Origin of the sequence: Microbacterium sp. B19 (assembly GCF_000333395.1) — a bacterium.
Lineage (GTDB): Bacteria > Actinomycetota > Actinomycetes > Actinomycetales > Microbacteriaceae > Microbacterium.
The window spans coordinates 1-16,528 of sequence record NZ_BADA01000025.1 but is presented as its reverse complement, the minus strand read 5'-3'; the positions used below and the strand labels follow the sequence as shown (position 1 = coordinate 16,528).

Here is a 16,528-nt window from a genome sequence, read left to right as displayed (position 1 = left end):
GACCTCGTCCGCCTCTACGACGGCGAGGCGCCGCACCCGAGCACGAGCGCGGTGCCGATCGTGGCGCCGCCGACCGTCGACGACGACGCGTGGATCATCTTCACCTCCGGCTCGACCGGCGTGCCCAAGGGTGTGGCCGTGACGCACCGCTCCGCGGCGGCGTTCGTCGAGGCGGAGGGGCGTCTCTTCCTGCAGGGCGATCCGCTCGGCCCCGGCGACCGCGTGCTCGCGGGGTTGTCCGTGGCCTTCGACGCCTCGTGCGAGGAGATGTGGCTCGCGTGGGGTCACGGTGCGTGGGGTCGAGCTGCAGGAAGTACAGCGGGAGCACGCCCCACAGGAGGTACGCCCCGAAGGCGAAGAGTCCGCCGCGGACGGCTCCGGAAGCGGGCGGCGGGGCGGGGGTCACTTCCTCAGCCTAGGCGCGCGCATCGTCGTGGTTCTGCCGGAGGCCGTGCATTCCGCGCCAACAAATGCCACTCGGACGCCGGTGGCATCCACGGGTGAACTGTTGCCTCGTGTGACGCCACGTTTCGTCGGGAGTCCGACGCGCTCGCTAGCGTCGCCGGAGTCGCCCTTGCCGACATCCCCCCACCTCTCGCGCATCCAGCGCAGCTCCGCCCTGCACCGTCCTGCACCATCCGAGTCCCGGAGGATCCATGAGTATCGCCCGTACCGCAGCGGCCGCGTTGACCGCGACCCTGCTCGCCGTGAGCCTGACCGCGTGCGGCGCGTCGTCCGCGTCCGCCCCCACCGAGGCGTCCACGGACAAGACCGCCCTGAAGATCGGCTTCAACCCGGGCCCGTACGAGGAGATGTTCCAGGGGGGCATCCAGCCCATCCTCGAGGCGGAAGGCTACAGCATCGAGCCCGTCGAGTTCACCGACGGCATCACGGTCAACGTGGCCGTGAACTCGGGCGAGATCGACGCGAACATCATGCAGCACCCCGTCTACATGAACTTCGTCAACAAGCAGGAGAACATCGACAACGCCGCTCTCGTGCAGGTCCCGACGCCGCGCATGGCGCTGTTCGGCGGCAAGAAGGCCTCCCTCTCCGACGTGGCCGACGGCTCGACCGTCACCGTGCCGAACTCCCCCGCGAACCTGTACCGCGGTCTGCTCATCCTGCGCGACGTGGGCTGGATCGACTTCGCCGACGTCGACGACCCCAACACCGCCGACCTGTCGATCATCACGTCGAACCCGAAGAACCTGAACATCACGCCCATCGAGAACGCGCAGCAGGTCCCGGCGCTCCAGGACGTGGACTACGCCACCATCCAGGGCAACTTCATCGTCTCGGGCGGCCTCGACTACGGCAAGGCGCTCGCGGTCGAGAACCAGCCCGTGCAGTTCTCGAACGTCGTCGCGGTGCGCTCGGTCGACGTCGACACCCCGTGGGCGCAGGCGATCAAGGCCGCGTACCAGTCGCAGGAGTTCATCGACTTCGTCAAGGCGAACCCGCAGTACTCCGGCTACCAGCTCCCGGCCTGGTTCGAGTGAGCGGCACCGCGGGCGGAGGCATCGTCTTCGACGCGGTGACCAAGAGCTACGCCCGGGGGGCCGTCACCACGACGGCCCTCCGGGATGTCTCGCTTCAGGTCGCCCCCGGAACGATCTTCGGCGTCATCGGATACAGCGGAGCGGGGAAGTCCACGCTCATCCGCACCGTCAACGGCCTGGAGAAGCCGACGTCGGGACGCGTGCTCGTCGACGACATCGACATCTCGTCGCTCCGCGGGCGCGCGCTGCGCGCGGCGCAGAAGAACACCGGCATGATCTTCCAGCAGTTCAACCTGCTCGAAACCCTGTCGGCACGCGACAACGTCGCCCTCCCTCTGCGGCTCGACGGCGTCTCGCCCGCCGACGCCCGCCGTCGCGCCGACGAGGTGCTCGACTTCGTCGGGCTGACCGACAAGGCCGCGAGCCACCCCGGCGACCTGTCCGGTGGACAGAAGCAGCGGGTCGGCATCGCGCGGGCTCTCGCCCGCAACCCCAAGATCCTGCTCTCGGACGAGTCGACGAGCGCGCTCGATCCCGCCACGACCGCCCAGATCCTCGACCTGCTGCGTCGGATCAACCGGGAGTACGGCACGACGATCCTCGTGGTCACCCACGAGATGGACGTCATCAAGGACCTCGCGCACGAGGTCGCCGTCATGGCCGGCGGCGAGGTCGTCGAGCACGGCACCGTGCTCGACACGTTCGTCCGTCCCCGGGCCGACGCGACCCGCGACTTCGTCGACACGATCGTCCCGCGTGGCCTTCCCCGCCGGGTCGTCGACCAGCTCGGCGGCGAGGGACTCTGGCGGATGCTCCTCCTGGATGCCGAGGTCGAGCAGCCCCTGATCACGGGCCTGATCCGCGATGTCGGGGTCGACGTGAACATGCTCCACGCCGACATGACCCAGATCCAGGAGCACACCGTCGGCCAGCTGATCATCAAGGTCACCGGCAGTCCGGAAAAGATGCGCGAGGCGCACCAGTACCTGTCGGAGCGGGTCGTCGAGCTCGAGGAGGTCACGGCGTGAACGGCAAGTGGACGCTCGTCACCCCCGAGATGTACCTGCGCGCGCTCGGCGAGACGTTGCAGATGCTCGGGGTGTCCCTGGTCATCGGGTCGATCCTCGGCGTCATCCTGGGCGCGATCCTCGCGCTCACCCGCCGGGGCGGCGTGCTGCAGAACACCCCGGTCAACGTCGTGCTCGGTACCGTGGTCAACCTGATCCGGTCGCTGCCGTTCATCATCCTGCTCGTGGCGATCCTGCCGTTCACGCGCCTGCTCGTCGGCACGAGCATCGGTGTCTGGGCCGCGATCGTGCCGCTCACCGTCATGATCTCGCCGTACATCGGCCGGCTCGTCGAGAACTCGCTCCTCGAGGTGCCCGCGGGCGTCGTCGAGGCGGCCCGCTCGATGGGGGCGTCGCCGCTGCAGATCTTCTGGCGGTTCCTGCTGCCCGAGGCGCGCGGTTCGCTGATCCTGGCGATCACCATCGCCACCGTCGGGCTCATCGACGCCACCGCGATGGCCGGCATCGTCGGTGCGGGAGGCCTCGGTGACCTCGCCATGTCGTACGGCTACCAGCGGTACGACGGCGTCGCGATGATCGTCACGTGCCTCATGCTGATCGTGCTGGTGCAAGGCATCCAGGCGATCGGGTCGACGCTCGCGCGTCGGTTCCGGAGGCGGTGACCGTGGTCGACTTCGCGCCGGCCGCCCGAGTGGCGGCCCTGCCCCCGAACTTCTGGGGAGCGATGGATGCCGAGAACGCCCGGCTCGCGACGCTGCCGGGGCCGCGGTTCATCGACGTGTCGAAGGGCAACCCCGACCTCCCGACGCCGGAGCGCATCGTGCACGCGATGCAGGGCTTCGTCGCCGAACCCGCGAACCACCGGTATCCGTCGTACGCGGGACGCCGGTCCCTGCGCGAGGGGGTCGCGAAACGCTACCGCGAGGATCACGGCGTCGAGCTCGACCCCGACACGCAGGTGGGGATCTTCCACGGCTCGCACGAGGCGCTCATGGCCGCGGTGCTGGGGCTCGCCGACCCCGGTGCGACCGTGGTGCTCCCCGACCCGGGGTACCCGCTCTACACCTCGGCGGTCGACCTCGCGCAGGCGCGTGCGGAGGCGCTTCCCCTCACCGAGCCCGATTATCAGCCCGACTTCGCCGCGCTCGATCACGTCGACGCGGCGCGCCTCGTGCTGCTGAACTACCCGAACAACCCCACGGGCGCACTGGCGACGCCGGCGACGTTCACGGCCGCGGTCGGGTTCGCCGAGCGGGTGGGAGCGGCGCTCGTGCACGACTTCGCGTACGCGTCGCTGGGCTTCGGCGAACGCCCGCTGTCCGCCCTCGCGGTCGACGGCCCCGAGGGGCGCACGGTCGAAGTGCAGACGCTGTCGAAGACGTACAGCATGGCCGGGTGGCGCGTCGGGTTCGCCGCCGGGAACGCGTCGCTGATCTCGGCCATGCGCCGGTACCAGGCGCACGCGTTCAGCACGATGTTCGGCGCCACCCAGGAGGCCGCGGCCGAGGCGCTGCTCGGCGACCAGTCCGCCGCCGACGAGCTTGTCGAGGTCTACCGCCGACGCCGTGACCTCGTGGTCGCGGGCCTGCGCCGCATCGGCTGGGAGGTCATCGAGCCGCGCGGAACGTTCTTCGTGTGGGTGCGCCTGCCCGAGGGGACGGATGCCGTCGCCTTCGCGCAGCGGCTCCGGGAGGAGGCGCGGGTCGGCATCGCGCCCGGCGACGGCTTCGGCGTCGGCGGACGCGGGCACGTCCGGCTCGGGCTCGTCGTGGACGACGCGACGCTGGACGAACTGATCGAGCGCCTCGCGGCGTTCTCGCCCGGCGTGGGCTCGACGCTCTAGAGCTTCCGCCCCGGGTTCAGGATGCCGCGGGGGTCGAACACGCGCTTGATCTCGCGCTGCAGGCCCCGCAGCCGCGCCGACAGTTCGCCGTCCACGTCGTCGAGCTTGAGGGTGCCGACGCCGTGCTCCCCCGCGACGGTTCCGCCGAGGCTCTGCGCGAGGCGCAGGAGTTCGGCGGCAGCGCGGTGGGCGGCTTCCGTCGCGACGGGGTCAGACCCGTCGTAGACGACCGTCGGGTGCAGATTGCCGTCGCCGACGTGCCCCGCGAGGCTGATCTCGGCGCCCGTTTCGCGGGCGATGCGCTCGGCTTCGCTCGCGAACTCGGCGAGCCGCGACCGCGGAACCGCGAGGTCGCCGTGCGTGGCATCCCCCCACAGCACCTGCAGTCCCGGGTTCAGCGCGCGGCGGGCGGCGAGCAGGTCGTCCAGCCGCTCCTCGTCGTCGGCACGGGTGACCGACAGCGCGCCGTGCTCAGCGAACACCGCGGAGAAGTGGTCGAGATCGTGGTCGGCGCCCTCGAGGGAGTCCGTGACCGCGAGAAGCCAGGATCGGGCGTCCGGGTCGAGAGGGATCTCGGGGCGGGCGATCCGGATGCCGCGCAGCGCGGTGTCGTCGAGGAACTCGAGCGTCGAGGGGAGCCGCGAGCCGGAGGTGATGGCGGCCGCGGCGGCGAGCGCCGCGGCGGTCGAGGGGAACAGACCCAGGACACCGCGGGCAGGGCCCGGCGCCGGGAGGAGGCGGAGCGTCGCCTCCGTGACGACGGCCAGCGTTCCCTCGGATCCCACCACGAGGCTCGTGAGGTCGAGCCCCGCGACGCCCTTCACGGTCGCGGGCCGCGTGCGCTCGATCGAGCCGTCGGCCAGGACCACCTGCAGCGAGAGCACGGCATCCCGGGTCACCCCGTACCGGATGCAGCGCATGCCGCCGGCGTTCGTGGCGATCGTCCCGCCGATCGTGGCCCACTCGGCCGAGGCCGGATCCGGCGCATAGAAGAGCCCGCGGGCCGCGGCGGCGCGCTGCAGGTCGGCGACGATGACCCCCGGCTGCACCACCGCAGTGCCCTCGGCGACGTCGATGGCGAGGATGGCATCCATCGAGGTGAGGTCGAGGAGGATGGCGCCCTCGATCGCGGCGGATCCGCCGACGAGGCCCGTGCGCGCTCCCTGCGGGACCACGGGGGTCCCGGTCTCGTTCGCCACGCGGAGCACGGCGGCGACCTCTTCGGCGCTGCGCGGCCGCACGACCAGTTCGGCGCGCGGCGCGGGGTGCCGCGACGAGTCGGTCGCCTGCGCCGCGACGAGAGCCGGGTCTTCGATGATGCGTCCGGCGGGGAGCGTCTCCGTCAGGCGCGCGGCCAGATTCGCGGTCATCCCTCCAGCGTATTCGGGCGCCCGCGTCCCGGCCGGGCAGCCGGTCACGGGGCGTAAGCGGGCAAACGAAAACCCCGGATGCCGAGGCATCCGGGGTTTCGAGGAATTCGCGAAGCGATCAGCGAACGACGACCGCGAGGACGTCGCGGGCCGAGAGCACGAGGTACTCCTCGGCGCCGAACTTGACCTCGGTGCCGCCGTACTTGCTGTACAGAACGCGGTCGCCGACGGTGACGTCGAGGGGGACACGGTTGCCGTTGTCGTCGATACGGCCGGGACCGACGGCGACGACCTCGCCCTCCTGCGGCTTCTCCTTGGCGGTGTCGGGGATGACGAGACCACTCGCGGTGGTCTGCTCAGCCTCGACCTGCTTGATGACGATGCGGTCCTCGAGCGGCTTGATGGAAACCGACACGGTCTACCTCTTCTTTCTCGTTACAGAAGACTTGTCAGCACTCACGCGGGGAGAGTGCTAATCCGAGTGTAGAGAAGCGCTGGCACTCACGCAACGCGAGTGCCAACAGTTTAGGCACCTAGGCTGGCCCGGTGGAGATCGCCGAGCTGACCGCCCTGCTCACCCCCGCCGGGCTGACCCTGCTCGACGAGGTGGGCCCGCTCACCACCACCGACGAAGCCGCCCGCGCGGTGTCGCGGTTGCGCGCCGCCGGCCACTCCCCCGATCTCGTCGCCGCGGTCGTCGGCCAGGCCCGGCTCCGCGTGAAGGCCGGTGCGAAGTTCGGACCGTTCGCCGACCGCATGCTCTTCACGCGCGCGGGTCTGGAACAGGCGACGCGGCTGTCGATCGCGGCGCGGCACGCGGGACGCTTCCGTGCCGCGGGCGTCACGTCGGTGGCCGACCTCGGGTGCGGGATCGGCGGCGATGCTCTGGGCCTCGCGGGACTCGGCATCCGCGTGCACGCCGTCGACGCCGACGAGGTCACGGCCGCGATCGCCGCGTACAACCTCGCGCCCTTCGGCGACGCCGTGACCGTGGCGCACGGGCGCGCGGAGGACGCCGACCTCGACGGAGTGGATGCCGTGTGGCTCGACCCCGCGCGACGCACCTCCGGGCACGGCGAGACGCGGCGCGTGTCGGCCGATCAGTGGTCGCCGTCGCTGGACTGGGTCTTCGGGCTGCTGCAGGAACGTCCGGGCGGAGTGAAGCTCGGACCGGCGTTCGACCGCGAGCTGATCCCGGGCGACGTCGAGGCGCAGTGGATCAGCGCCGACGGCTCCACGATCGAGCTGGTCCTGTGGGCGGGAAGTCTGGCGCGGGAGGGCATCCGCCGCGCCGCGCTCGTCGTGCGCGGCGACGACGCCTGGGAACTCACGGCCCCGGCCGACGCCCCCGACGCCGAGCCGCGCGAGCTCGGCGCCTTCGTGCACGAGCCCGACGGCGCCGTGATCCGCGCGCGGCTCATCGGGGAGGTCGCCCGATCCCTGGATGCCGGGATGCTGGCGCCGGGCATCGCCTACCTGACCTCGGACGCGGCGCTCACCAGCCCCTTCGTCTCGTCGTTCCGCGTGCGCGAGGAGCTCCCCGCGGACACGAAGAAGCTCGCTCGGGCGCTGCGGGAGCGAAACATCGGAACGCTCGAGATCAAGAAGCGCGGCGTGGACATCGACCCCGCCGTGCTGCGGACGCGGCTGTCGTTGCGCGGCGACGAGTCGGCAACGCTGCTCATGACGCGGGTCGAGGGGCGCCGCGTCGCCCTGCTCGCCGACCGCGTGGGCTGAATCGCGGGTCAGGCTGCGGCGCCCGCGGCACGCTCCGCGAGGAACTCGTCGATGCGGCTCCGCGTCACGACGAGCGTCTCGATGCGCTCGCTCAGGTCGGCGCGGACGCGATCGAGCTGCGCATACAGCGCGTCGTGGGCCTCGGTCGGCGCATCGCCGGTGCACGCGAGCACCGACGTCACGATCTCGCGCGGGAAGTCCATTCCGAACAGCATGTGGATGACGATCGCCCGCTCGACCGCGACCTGGTCGTAGCGGCGGTAGCCGTTGGACTCGCGCTCGGAGGCGATGAGCCCGAGCTGCTCGTAGTAGCGCAGGGAACGCGGGCTCACGCCGCTGCGTCGACTGACCTCGCCGATCCTCATGAGCTCCGCCTTGACCTTGACACGATGTCAATCTATACGCTCTCCCACGCCACCGGGCACAGGGCCGCGGGGCGGGAGGGAACCATGAACGCGCGAGTCGAGGCCGGCGGCCGCACCCGGACATTCGTCGTGGTCGGCGAGGCCGACGGACCGGCGAAACGACCCCTCATCCTCGTATTCCACGGCTCGAAGCAGACCGGCGAGAGCCACCGACGCTTCACGGGTCACTCACTCGACACCCTCGCCACCGAGGGCCGCGCCGTCGTCGCCTACCTCGACGGGTACCGGAGCAATTGGAACGACGCCCGCGTCCAGAGTTCCTTCCCCGCCCGACGCGAGAACATCGACGACATCGCCTTCACCCGCGAGGTCGTGTCCTCCCTCGCCGAGAGCCACGGAATCGACAGGGGGTCGGTCGTCGCGATCGGGTTCTCCAACGGCGGCCAGATGGTCATCCGTCTCCTCCACGAGGCCCCGGAGCTCCTTGCCGGCGCCGTGATCGTGGCGGCCACGATGCCCGAGCGCGAGAACTTCAGCGCGGAGTTCTCCACGAGAACCGATCATCCCGTCCCGGTGGCGATCGTGGCGGGCACGGCCGACCCGATCATTCCGTTCGAGGGTGGTCGGATGTCGTGGTGGGTGCGGAAGATCTTCTCGATCGACGGCCGGACCTTCTCGGCGGTCGCGACGGCGGAGTACTTCGCGCAGCGGAACGGAATCACGGTCGCGCCGCAGCGGAGCGAGCCGACGGCATCCGCGAAGGTCCCGGTGGAGACCCTCGCCTATCGCGAGGCGGGGCACCCGCCGGTGACCCTGTACATCGTGCGCGGGGGCGGTCACACGGTGCCGGGGCCGGCAGTGGGGCCGCGCGTCGGACGCACCGCGGCGCATCCCGGCATCCGGGAGATCGTGTCGGAGGTTCTCGGAGAGCTGCGCGGGTCACACCGGTGACAGCTGCGGCAGCGCCCACAGCAGCCACCCGGCGCTGAAGACCACCGACAACACCGCGAGGGCGAGCGCCCAGATCGCGACGCGGCGACTGTCGTGCGCGCGGCGCAGCGAGATGATCGACATGACGATCGCGATCACGCCGAGCGGCAGCAGGACACCCGCGAACAGCGACGCGACCAGGGCGGCGATCGCGACGGCCAGGGCCCACGGCGCGACGGATGGCGGTGCGACCGGCACCGGTGGGCTCCACGGCACGACGTGCTCGCCGAACGCAGCGCGCTCGAGCTGCGCCGTGGGCAGCCGGTGGTCGTCGAACGCGTCGCCCGCCGCGATCTGCTCCGCGGCCGTGGGCGCTGCCTCGGCCTCGGTCGCCTTGAGCGCGCGCCTACTCGGCGGCGGCTGCGTCTCGCTCATGAGGCCGCCCGGGCGGGCAGCGGCGCGGGGGCCGTGGCATCCGGATCCTCCGCCACCTGGATCTCGGTGACCGGGAGCGTGGAGTCGGCCCCGAAGGCGAGCGTCGACGGGCGACGGCCCGAAGAGATGAGCTCGGCGGCGAGCGCGGCGATCATGGCGCCGTTGTCGGTGCAGAGCCGCAGCGGGGGGATGCGCACGGCGACGCCCGCGCCGGCGGCGCGTTCGAGGGCGACGTCGCGCAGACGCTTGTTGGCGATCACTCCCCCGCCGAGGAGCAGGCGCGGCACCCCGTAGCGCTCGCACGCGTCGAGGGCCTTGGTGACGAGCACGTCGACGACGGCCTCGCGGAACGATGCCGCGACGTCGGCGACCGGCACCGGCAGCCCCGCCGCCTCGTGCTGCTCGACCCACCGCGCGACGGCGGTCTTGAGGCCCGAGAACGAGAAGTCGTACCGGTGGGATGCCATGTCGGAAGCCCGTGAGAGCCCGCGGGGGAAGCGGATCGCGGTCGGATCGCCCGCCGCCGCGGCACGATCGATCTCGGGCCCGCCCGGGTACGGCAGCTTCAACAGGCGCGCGACCTTGTCGAACGCCTCGCCGGCCGCGTCGTCCATCGTCTCGCCGAGCAGTTCGACGTCGCTGGTGAGGTCGCGGACGAGGAGCAGAGACGTGTGGCCGCCGCTCACGAGCAGCGCGACCGTGGGGTACTCCAGTTCGCCGGCGTCGGCGTCGAGGATGTCGGCGGCGATGTGGCCGACGAGGTGGTTCACGGCGTACAGCGGCTTGTCGAGGGCGACCGCGAGGCCCTTGGCCGCGCCGACGCCGACCATCAGGGCGCCGGCGAGTCCGGGGCCGCTCGTGACGGCGACGGCGTCGATCTCGTCGAGCGTCACGCCGGCTTCGGCGAGCGCCGCGTCGATCGACGGCTGCAGCGCCTCGAGGTGCGCGCGGGCCGCGACCTCGGGCACGACGCCGCCGTACCGCGCGTGCTCGTCCATGCTCGAGGCGATCGTGTTGCTCAGCAGCTGCCGACCGCGGACGATGCCGATCCCGGTCTCGTCGCAGCTGGTCTCGATGCCCAGCACGAGGGGCGCGTCCATCAGCACCATCCCTTTCCGGTCGCGTCGGTTGCCGCCGCATCGTCGGGCGTGCGGCGTGCGGACCACGCGCGCAGGTCGAGCTGCATGACGATCGCATCGACGTCGTCGGGCTGGTAGTACCGCGGGCGTCGGCCGACCTCGGCGAAGCCTTCCGACCTGTACAGCGCCTGCGCGACGGGGTTGTCGGCGCGCACCTCGAGGAACACGTCGCGCACGCCGCGGCGCTCGGCTTCCTCCAGCAGTTCGGTCAGCAACGCGCGGCCGCGTCCGCGTCCGCGCGCGGTCTCGGCGATCGTGATCGTCTGGATGTCGGCATCCTTCGCCCCTCGGACGGCGCGAAGCCCCGCGTAACCGACGAGACGACCGGCCTCCTCGACGACGACGTACCAGCCGTGCGGAGATGCGAGCTCCTCGCGCATCATCGCGGGGCTCCACGCGTCGGTCGGGAACGACGCGTGCTCGAGGGCCATGATCGCGTCGAGGTCGTCGAGCGTCGCCGCGCGGGTGCTCACGCGCTCACCCGCTTCGGGGCGTGGGCCGCGACGACGTCGGGGCTGCGGAGGTACAACGGCTCGGAGCCGGCGAGCTCGCGACCGGCGTCGAGTGCGCGGGCCGCGGCGAGCGCGATCATCGCGGCCGAGACGCTCGTCGCGTCGTAGCGCGCGGCTCCGGCCTCGGCGAGGCGGGCGTCGAGGTCGTCGCGGGGGCTGAGCGTGGCATCCATGATCCGGATCGGAAGGCCGTCGTCGTCGATGCCGTCGTAGACGCTGTACGCGAATTCTTTGCGGCGGGCGTCGGTGACGACGGCGAAGCGCGGGGTCTCGGTGCCGGTGAGGGCGTCGGAGAGCAGGATGCCGAGTGCGACGCCGTCGTGACTCGGCACGGGGACGACCGGGACGCCACGCCCCACCGCGAACGCGCGCGCGGTGGCGATACCGACGCGGAGCCCCGTGAACGGCCCCGGGCCCATGCCGATCGCGACGTGCGTGGGCGTCGGTGCCGCCTGCGCGGCGCGGCGCAGCAGGTCGCCGATGACCTCGGCGTGTCCGAGCGCGTTGGCGCTCTGCTCGTCGGCGAGCACTTCCCCGTCGCGCGCGATGGCCGCCACCGCGGTGCCGAGGGAGGTGTCGATGCCGATGATCACCGTTCCAGGGTATCCGGGGCGTCCGACACCGGTGCCGTCGGGCGTTGGTCGGGGTACCTCGTCCCACTTGTGGCGGTGCATGTCCCACTTCTTGCTGCCAGAGGCTGCCGCAACCCGCCATGGGACACGGGCCATCTGCGACCGCGCACAACTCCGGCAGACGGCGCCGCACCGCGCATCGGTGGCCGCGGACCGGCGCAACTGCCGGAGTTCTGCAGGCATCCGGCGGGGCGCTCCGCTCCGAACAAAAGGCATGGAAAGACAACTGCGCCGGCTGGTGGTGCCGACGGCCGCGGGGCCGATCGTCGCGCACGCCGGCCGACGCTCGGCCGGCACGGTCGCGACGGTTCTGCTGCACGGTGCCGCAGGGTCATGGAGAACGTGGATGCCACTCCTCAGCGCGGCCGATCGGCTCGGCATCCCGCTCGATGACGTCATCGCGATCGACCTGCCCGGGTGGGGCGAGTCGCCGGGCCCGGCACCCTCGCCGACGGATGCCGCGGAGGCCGTCGTCGCGGTCGCCCGCGCCCTCGGATACCCGCGGTGGCGCGTCGTCGGCCACTCGCTCGGCGCCGTGATCGCCCTGGACATCGCGGCACGATTCCCGGCGCAGACCGTCGCCGTCGGGCTCGTCTCCCCCACCGGCGCCGCGGTGCGCGCCGTGGTGCGCCGCCCCCTCACCGGATGGCTGACGCTGCCCGCGTTCGGCGGCATGGTCGTGGCGATGGCGACCCTCCGGGGTCTCGGTCCGCTCGCCCATCCGCTGCTCCGTGGTCTGCGCCGCGTCGGTGCGCTGCGAGTGTTCGCGCGTCCGTTGTTCCGGCATGCGGACCGCGTCGACCCAACGGTCTCGGATGCGCTGGCCGACGAGATCCGGCCCGCCGCGTTCCTTTCGGCGGCGCGCGCCGCTCGCACCCACGACGACGACGCCTGGAAGCGGATCACCGCACCGGTGCGAGCCGTTCGCGGTCGCCACGACGTCTTCGCCGGACGACAGGACGCGCGTGACGCCCGCCGCCGCATCCCCGGCTACCGCGAGACCGTGCTCGACGACAGCGGCCACTTCGCCCACGTCGAGCAGGCGTACGAGACCCTCCGCGCCCTGCGCGACGTCTGGACCGCCGAACCCGACCGCCGCTCGAGCGCGACGCGCGACCGCCAGCCGACCTGAGGCTTCACGGCCTCCGCGAGACCGTCACCGTCCGCGGAGCGTCCGCATCCAGGTCGAGAGTGTGCGGGGCGATCTCGCCGCACGCGTTGTCGACGCCTCGGCCGCCGGCCTGGCGGGAGATCTCGATCTCCCACCAGCCGTCGGCGAGGTGGTCCGCGACGCCGCGGCCCCATTCCACGATCACGACCGAATGCTCCACGTCGATATCGAGGTCGTCGAGCTCGACGGCGGCCCCGAGGCGATAGGCATCCACGTGCACGAGAGGGGCGCCACCCACGAGCGACGGGTGCGTCCGCGCGATCACGAACGTCGGGCTCTGGACCGGACCACGGATGCCGAGCCCCTCGCCGATCCCGCGGGTCAGGGTCGTCTTGCCGGCACCGAGCGGACCGGTGAGCACGACCACGTCACCGGGCTCGAGGGCGCGGCCGAGGGCACGGCCGAGCTCCTCCATGTCGGCGGGGCCGGCGATCTCGCGCTCGCCCAGCAGCTCGTCGGGAACGCTCACGCGCCCACCTCCCGTCTCGGCACGCGCGCGCCGATCCGCGTCACGATCTCGTAGTCGATGGTGTCGGCGGCATCCGCCCAGTCCCTCGCCGACGGCACGCCGAGCGTCGGGTCGCCGAACAGCACCGCCTCGTCACCGACGGCGACGGGGTGGTCGCCGACATCGACGACGAACTGGTCCATGGCGATGCGGCCCGCGACCGTGAAGCGTCGGCCGTTGATCGTCACCGGGCCGCGACCGGACGCCTGGCGCGGGACGCCGTCCGCGTACCCGAGAGGCACGAGCGCCAGCGTGGTGTCGGTCTCCGTGCGGTACGCGTAGCCGTACGAGACGCCGGTGCCCGCGGGCACGCGGCGGACCGCGGCGACCGCACCGCGCAGCGTCATCGCGGGACGAAGACCCAGGTCCGCCGAGGACCGGTCGTCGAACGGCGAGATGCCGTAGATCCCGATGCCGATGCGCACCGCGTTCAGCCGCGCCTCGGGCAGGGCGATCGCGGCGTGCGTCGCCGCGATGTGCCGGAGCGGCGGGTTCAGCCCGGCAGCCGCCGCGAGCACGACGCCCTCCTCGAACCTCGCCAGCGCGGCCCGGTCGTCGGCTTCGCTCGTGTTCGACAGGTGCGAGAAGAGCCCGACGACCCGCAGGCGTCCGATGCGCTCGAGGCGCGCGGCCTCGGAGAACACGACGCGCCAGTCCGCGGGCGCGATGCCGTTGCGCGACAGACCCGTCTCGATCTTCAGGTGCACGGCCGCGGGCCGGTCGCCCTGCGCCGCGTCGCCCCGCACGCAGCAGCTGGTCGATGTCGGAGATCCCGAGCTCGATGTCCTCGCGGACGGCCTCGGAGAACGACGCACCGGGAGCGTGCACCCACGCGAAGAGCGGCGCGCGGATTCCTCGGCGCCGCAGGGCGAGCGCTTCGTCGATGTCGGAGACGCCGAATACGGCTCGCGCCACCGCGGAGCGGCGCGACGGCCGCGCGATGCGGCGCCGTGCCCGTACCCCTCGGCCTTGACGACCGCGATGACCTCGACGCCCGTCAAGCGACGCAGGTGCCGCACGTTCTCGGCGATCGCGTCGACGTCGATCAGCGCTTCGCGCAGGACTCCGGATGCCATCCTCATGCGACGCCCTCCCGGGTCGGTTCAGCGGGCCCGGCCTCGGGTGCGGAGGGTCCGGCCTCGGCGATGACGTACGCGGTGGCGAGCGCCGCGTCGTGCGACATCGACAGGTGCAGCGCGGTGATTCCGCGCGCGGACACTGTCGCCGCGGTCTCGCCGGTGAGCGTGAACGTCGGGCGGCCCGAGGGTTCGGGCGTCACCTCGATGTCGGTCCAGTACACCCCGTCGGATCCGCCCAGCGCCTTGATCAGCGCCTCCTTGGCGGCATACCGGGCGGCTAGCGAGCGGGGCTTGAGCAGCCGCTCCGCGGGCGCGAAGAGACGCTCGAGAAGGCGCGGGGTCCGCGCGAGCTGCTGCTCGAAGCGCGGCACGTCCACCAGGTCGACGCCGATTCCGACGATCATGCGCCCTCCCTCCCTGGCATCCCATCCATTCTGCCGGTGCGCAGCCTCCGACGGCGAAGGGGCCGGATGCCATCGGCATCCGGCCCCGAAAACGTCCGGTCCTACTCGACCGTCACCGACTTCGCCAGGTTGCGGGGCTGGTCGACGTCCAGGCCCTTGGCCTCGGCGAGGCCCATGGCGAAGATGTGCAGCGGCACCACGGCGAGGAGCGGCTCGAACATGGGGGCGGCGAGCGGGATGCGGAGCACCTCGTCGGCGGCGGGGAGCACGGCGACGTCGCCCTCTTCCGCGATCGCGATCACGCGGGCACCGCGGGCGCGGATCTCCTCGATGTTCGACACGACCTTCTTGTGCATCTCCCCCGAACCGCGCGGAGACGGCACCACGACGAACACCGGCTGGCCGGGCTCGATCAGGGCGATGGGCCCGTGCTTGAGCTCGCCGGCGGCGAAGCCCTCGGCGTGGATGTACGCCAGCTCCTTGAGCTTCAGCGCACCCTCGAGCGCGATCGGGTATCCGACGTTGCGGCCGAGGAAGAGCACCGAGCGGGTGTCGGCCATCCAGTGCGCGAGCTGCTCGATGCGGGTCTGCTCGGTCTCGAGCACGCGCGCGATCTTGCCGGGGACGGCCTCGAGCTCGGTGACCGCCTCGACGGCGACCACGGGATCGACCGCGCCGCGCACACGACCGACGTGCAGCGCGAGGAGGTACAGCGCCGTGATCTGCGCGACGAACGCCTTGGTCGAGGCGACGGCGACCTCGGGGCCGGCGTGCGTGTAGACGATGGCATCCGACTCGCGCGGGATGGTCGCACCCTGCGTGTTGCAGATCGACAGCGTCTTCGCGCCGCGCGCCCGGGCGTACTTCACGGCCATGAGCGTGTCCATCGTCTCGCCGGACTGGCTGATCGACACGACGAGGGTCCGGGGCGAGAGCACCGGGTCGCGGTAGCGGAACTCGTGCGCGAGCTCGACGTCGACGGGGACCCGCGTCCACGTCTCGAGCGCGTACTTGCCGACCATGCCGGCGTACGCGGCGGTACCGCACGCGATGACGAGGATGCGGTCGATGTCGGCGAGGAATTCGTCCATCCCGTCGAGCTCGGGGATCTCGACGCGACCCTCGTGGATGCGACCGCGGAGGGTGTTGGCGACGGCCTCGGGCTCTTCCGAGACCTCCTTCGCCATGAACGACGACCAGCCGCCCTTCTCGGCGGCGGACGCGTCCCACGTGACCTCGAACGCCTCGACCTCGACCGGTGCACCGGAGAAGTCCGTGACCTCGACACCCCCGGGCGTGATCGCGACGATCTCGTCCTGGCCGATCGCGAGCGCCTTGCGGGTGTGCTCGACGAACGCGGCGACGTCGGAACCGAGGAAGTTCTCGCCCTCGCCCAGGCCGATCACCAGCGGGGAGTTGCGGCGCGCGCCGACGACGAGGCCCGGGTGGTCCTTGTGCATCGCGAGCAGCGTGTACGCACCCTCGAGGCGCGACACCACGGCGCGGAACGCCGAGACCAGATCGCCTGTCCGCGCGTACTCGCGGCCGATCATGGCGGCGGCGACCTCGGTGTCGGTCTCGCTGCGGAAGGTCACGCCCTCGCCCACGAGCTCGCTCTTGAGCTCGGCGAAGTTCTCGATGATCCCGTTGTGGATGACGGCGAGCTTGTCGTCGTCCGCGAGGTGCGGGTGCGCGTTGGCGTCCGTCGGTCCGCCGTGGGTGGCCCAGCGCGTGTGCCCGATGCCCGTGGTGCCATCGGCGAAGGGCGTGGATGCCAGGTCGTCACGCAGCACGGCGAGTTTGCCGGCGCGCTTGCGCATGCCGAGCCCCCGTTCGCGTCGATCACCGCGATGCCCGCGGAGTCGTAGCCCCG

Annotated in this window: 16 protein-coding genes and 3 pseudogenes; 8 read left to right on the top strand and 11 right to left on the bottom strand. The window is 71.9% G+C overall.

What is annotated here, in order from left to right; all coding sequences use genetic code 11:
* The 5 genes and pseudogenes from I5G_RS24255 to I5G_RS00670 all read left to right on the top strand — a co-directional run.
* A pseudogene (locus tag I5G_RS24255) lies at positions 1-294 on the top strand (AMP-binding protein); the annotation flags it as partial.
* Between the two features lie 362 nt (positions 295-656).
* A complete protein-coding gene (locus I5G_RS00685) occupies positions 657-1,502 on the top strand; it encodes a MetQ/NlpA family ABC transporter substrate-binding protein (RefSeq protein WP_022877327.1) in 846 nt (281 codons plus the stop codon).
* Positions 1,499-2,530, top strand: coding sequence for a methionine ABC transporter ATP-binding protein (locus I5G_RS19765; RefSeq protein ID WP_022877326.1), 1,032 nt, complete (start codon positions 1,499-1,501; stop codon positions 2,528-2,530). The genes I5G_RS00685 and I5G_RS19765 overlap by 4 nt, the downstream gene beginning before the upstream one ends.
* On the top strand, positions 2,527-3,192 hold the full coding sequence (locus I5G_RS00675; protein WP_022877325.1) for a methionine ABC transporter permease: 666 nt from the start codon (positions 2,527-2,529) through the stop codon (positions 3,190-3,192). Before I5G_RS19765 ends, I5G_RS00675 begins: the two co-directional genes overlap by 4 nt.
* A 2-nt stretch (positions 3,193-3,194) precedes the next feature.
* Positions 3,195-4,373, top strand: a complete 1,179-nt coding sequence (locus I5G_RS00670; RefSeq protein WP_036325514.1) for an aminotransferase class I/II-fold pyridoxal phosphate-dependent enzyme — start codon at positions 3,195-3,197, stop codon at positions 4,371-4,373.
* On the opposite strand, the gene I5G_RS00665 is transcribed toward I5G_RS00670, so the two are convergent.
* Both I5G_RS00665 and groES read right to left on the bottom strand, forming a co-directional pair.
* The gene (locus tag I5G_RS00665; protein WP_026095541.1) at positions 4,370-5,743 is read right to left on the bottom strand and encodes an FAD-binding oxidoreductase; all 1,374 of its coding nucleotides are present in this window, start codon (positions 5,741-5,743) and stop codon (positions 4,370-4,372) included. The genes I5G_RS00670 and I5G_RS00665 overlap by 4 nt on opposite strands.
* A gap of 118 nt (positions 5,744-5,861) precedes the next feature.
* On the bottom strand, positions 5,862-6,158 hold the full coding sequence (groES, locus tag I5G_RS00660; RefSeq protein ID WP_022877322.1) for a co-chaperone GroES: 297 nt from the start codon (positions 6,156-6,158) through the stop codon (positions 5,862-5,864).
* 131 nt (positions 6,159-6,289) lie between these two features.
* Between groES and I5G_RS00655 the strand changes: the two genes are divergently transcribed.
* On the top strand, positions 6,290-7,480 hold the full coding sequence (locus I5G_RS00655; RefSeq protein WP_022877321.1) for a class I SAM-dependent methyltransferase: 1,191 nt from the start codon (positions 6,290-6,292) through the stop codon (positions 7,478-7,480).
* Positions 7,481-7,488: 8 nt separating this feature from the next.
* Here the strand turns inward: I5G_RS00655 and I5G_RS00650 are convergent, their stop codons facing one another.
* Entirely contained in the window at positions 7,489-7,845 is a 357-nt protein-coding gene (locus I5G_RS00650; RefSeq protein ID WP_022877320.1) for a MerR family DNA-binding transcriptional regulator, read from the bottom strand.
* Positions 7,846-7,929: 84 nt separating this feature from the next.
* Here I5G_RS00650 and I5G_RS00645 point away from each other — a divergent pair, with 84 nt between their 5' ends.
* Complete coding sequence (locus I5G_RS00645; RefSeq protein ID WP_022877319.1) at positions 7,930-8,796, top strand: PHB depolymerase family esterase; 867 nt, start codon at positions 7,930-7,932, stop codon at positions 8,794-8,796.
* Here the strand turns inward: I5G_RS00645 and I5G_RS23805 are convergent.
* The 4 genes from I5G_RS23805 to tsaB are packed head-to-tail and all read right to left on the bottom strand — an operon-like array spanning position 8,785 to position 11,454.
* Positions 8,785-9,210 carry a hypothetical protein gene (locus I5G_RS23805; protein WP_022877318.1) on the bottom strand — a complete coding sequence of 142 codons (426 nt, stop codon included), beginning with the start codon at positions 9,208-9,210 and terminating at the stop codon, positions 8,785-8,787. The two genes, I5G_RS00645 and I5G_RS23805, sit on opposite strands and share 12 nt — an antisense overlap.
* On the bottom strand, positions 9,207-10,310 hold the full coding sequence (gene tsaD, locus I5G_RS00635) for a tRNA (adenosine(37)-N6)-threonylcarbamoyltransferase complex transferase subunit TsaD (RefSeq protein WP_051038552.1): 1,104 nt from the start codon (positions 10,308-10,310) through the stop codon (positions 9,207-9,209). The genes I5G_RS23805 and tsaD overlap by 4 nt, the downstream gene beginning before the upstream one ends.
* Complete coding sequence (gene rimI, locus I5G_RS00630; protein ID WP_026095539.1) at positions 10,310-10,822, bottom strand: ribosomal protein S18-alanine N-acetyltransferase; 513 nt, start codon at positions 10,820-10,822, stop codon at positions 10,310-10,312. Before rimI ends, tsaD begins: the two co-directional genes overlap by 1 nt.
* A complete protein-coding gene (gene tsaB / locus I5G_RS00625; RefSeq protein WP_026095538.1) occupies positions 10,819-11,454 on the bottom strand; it encodes a tRNA (adenosine(37)-N6)-threonylcarbamoyltransferase complex dimerization subunit type 1 TsaB in 636 nt (211 codons plus the stop codon). The genes rimI and tsaB overlap by 4 nt, the downstream gene beginning before the upstream one ends.
* 253 nt (positions 11,455-11,707) lie before the next feature.
* Here tsaB and I5G_RS00620 point away from each other — a divergent pair, with 253 nt between their 5' ends.
* On the top strand, positions 11,708-12,625 hold the full coding sequence (locus I5G_RS00620) for an alpha/beta fold hydrolase (protein WP_022877316.1): 918 nt from the start codon (positions 11,708-11,710) through the stop codon (positions 12,623-12,625).
* A gap of 4 nt (positions 12,626-12,629) precedes the next feature.
* Here the strand turns inward: I5G_RS00620 and tsaE are convergent, their stop codons facing one another.
* The 4 genes and pseudogenes from tsaE to glmS all read right to left on the bottom strand — a co-directional run.
* Positions 12,630-13,133, bottom strand: coding sequence for a tRNA (adenosine(37)-N6)-threonylcarbamoyltransferase complex ATPase subunit type 1 TsaE (gene tsaE / locus I5G_RS00615; protein WP_022877315.1), 504 nt, complete (start codon positions 13,131-13,133; stop codon positions 12,630-12,632).
* Positions 13,130-14,254, bottom strand: a pseudogene (gene alr / locus I5G_RS19755) (alanine racemase). Before alr ends, tsaE begins: the two are co-directional and overlap by 4 nt.
* A complete protein-coding gene (locus tag I5G_RS19750) occupies positions 14,251-14,655 on the bottom strand; it encodes a holo-ACP synthase (RefSeq protein WP_022877314.1) in 405 nt (134 codons plus the stop codon). Before I5G_RS19750 ends, alr begins: the two are co-directional and overlap by 4 nt.
* A gap of 101 nt (positions 14,656-14,756) precedes the next feature.
* A pseudogene (gene glmS / locus I5G_RS19745) lies at positions 14,757-16,528 on the bottom strand (glutamine--fructose-6-phosphate transaminase (isomerizing)); the annotation flags it as partial.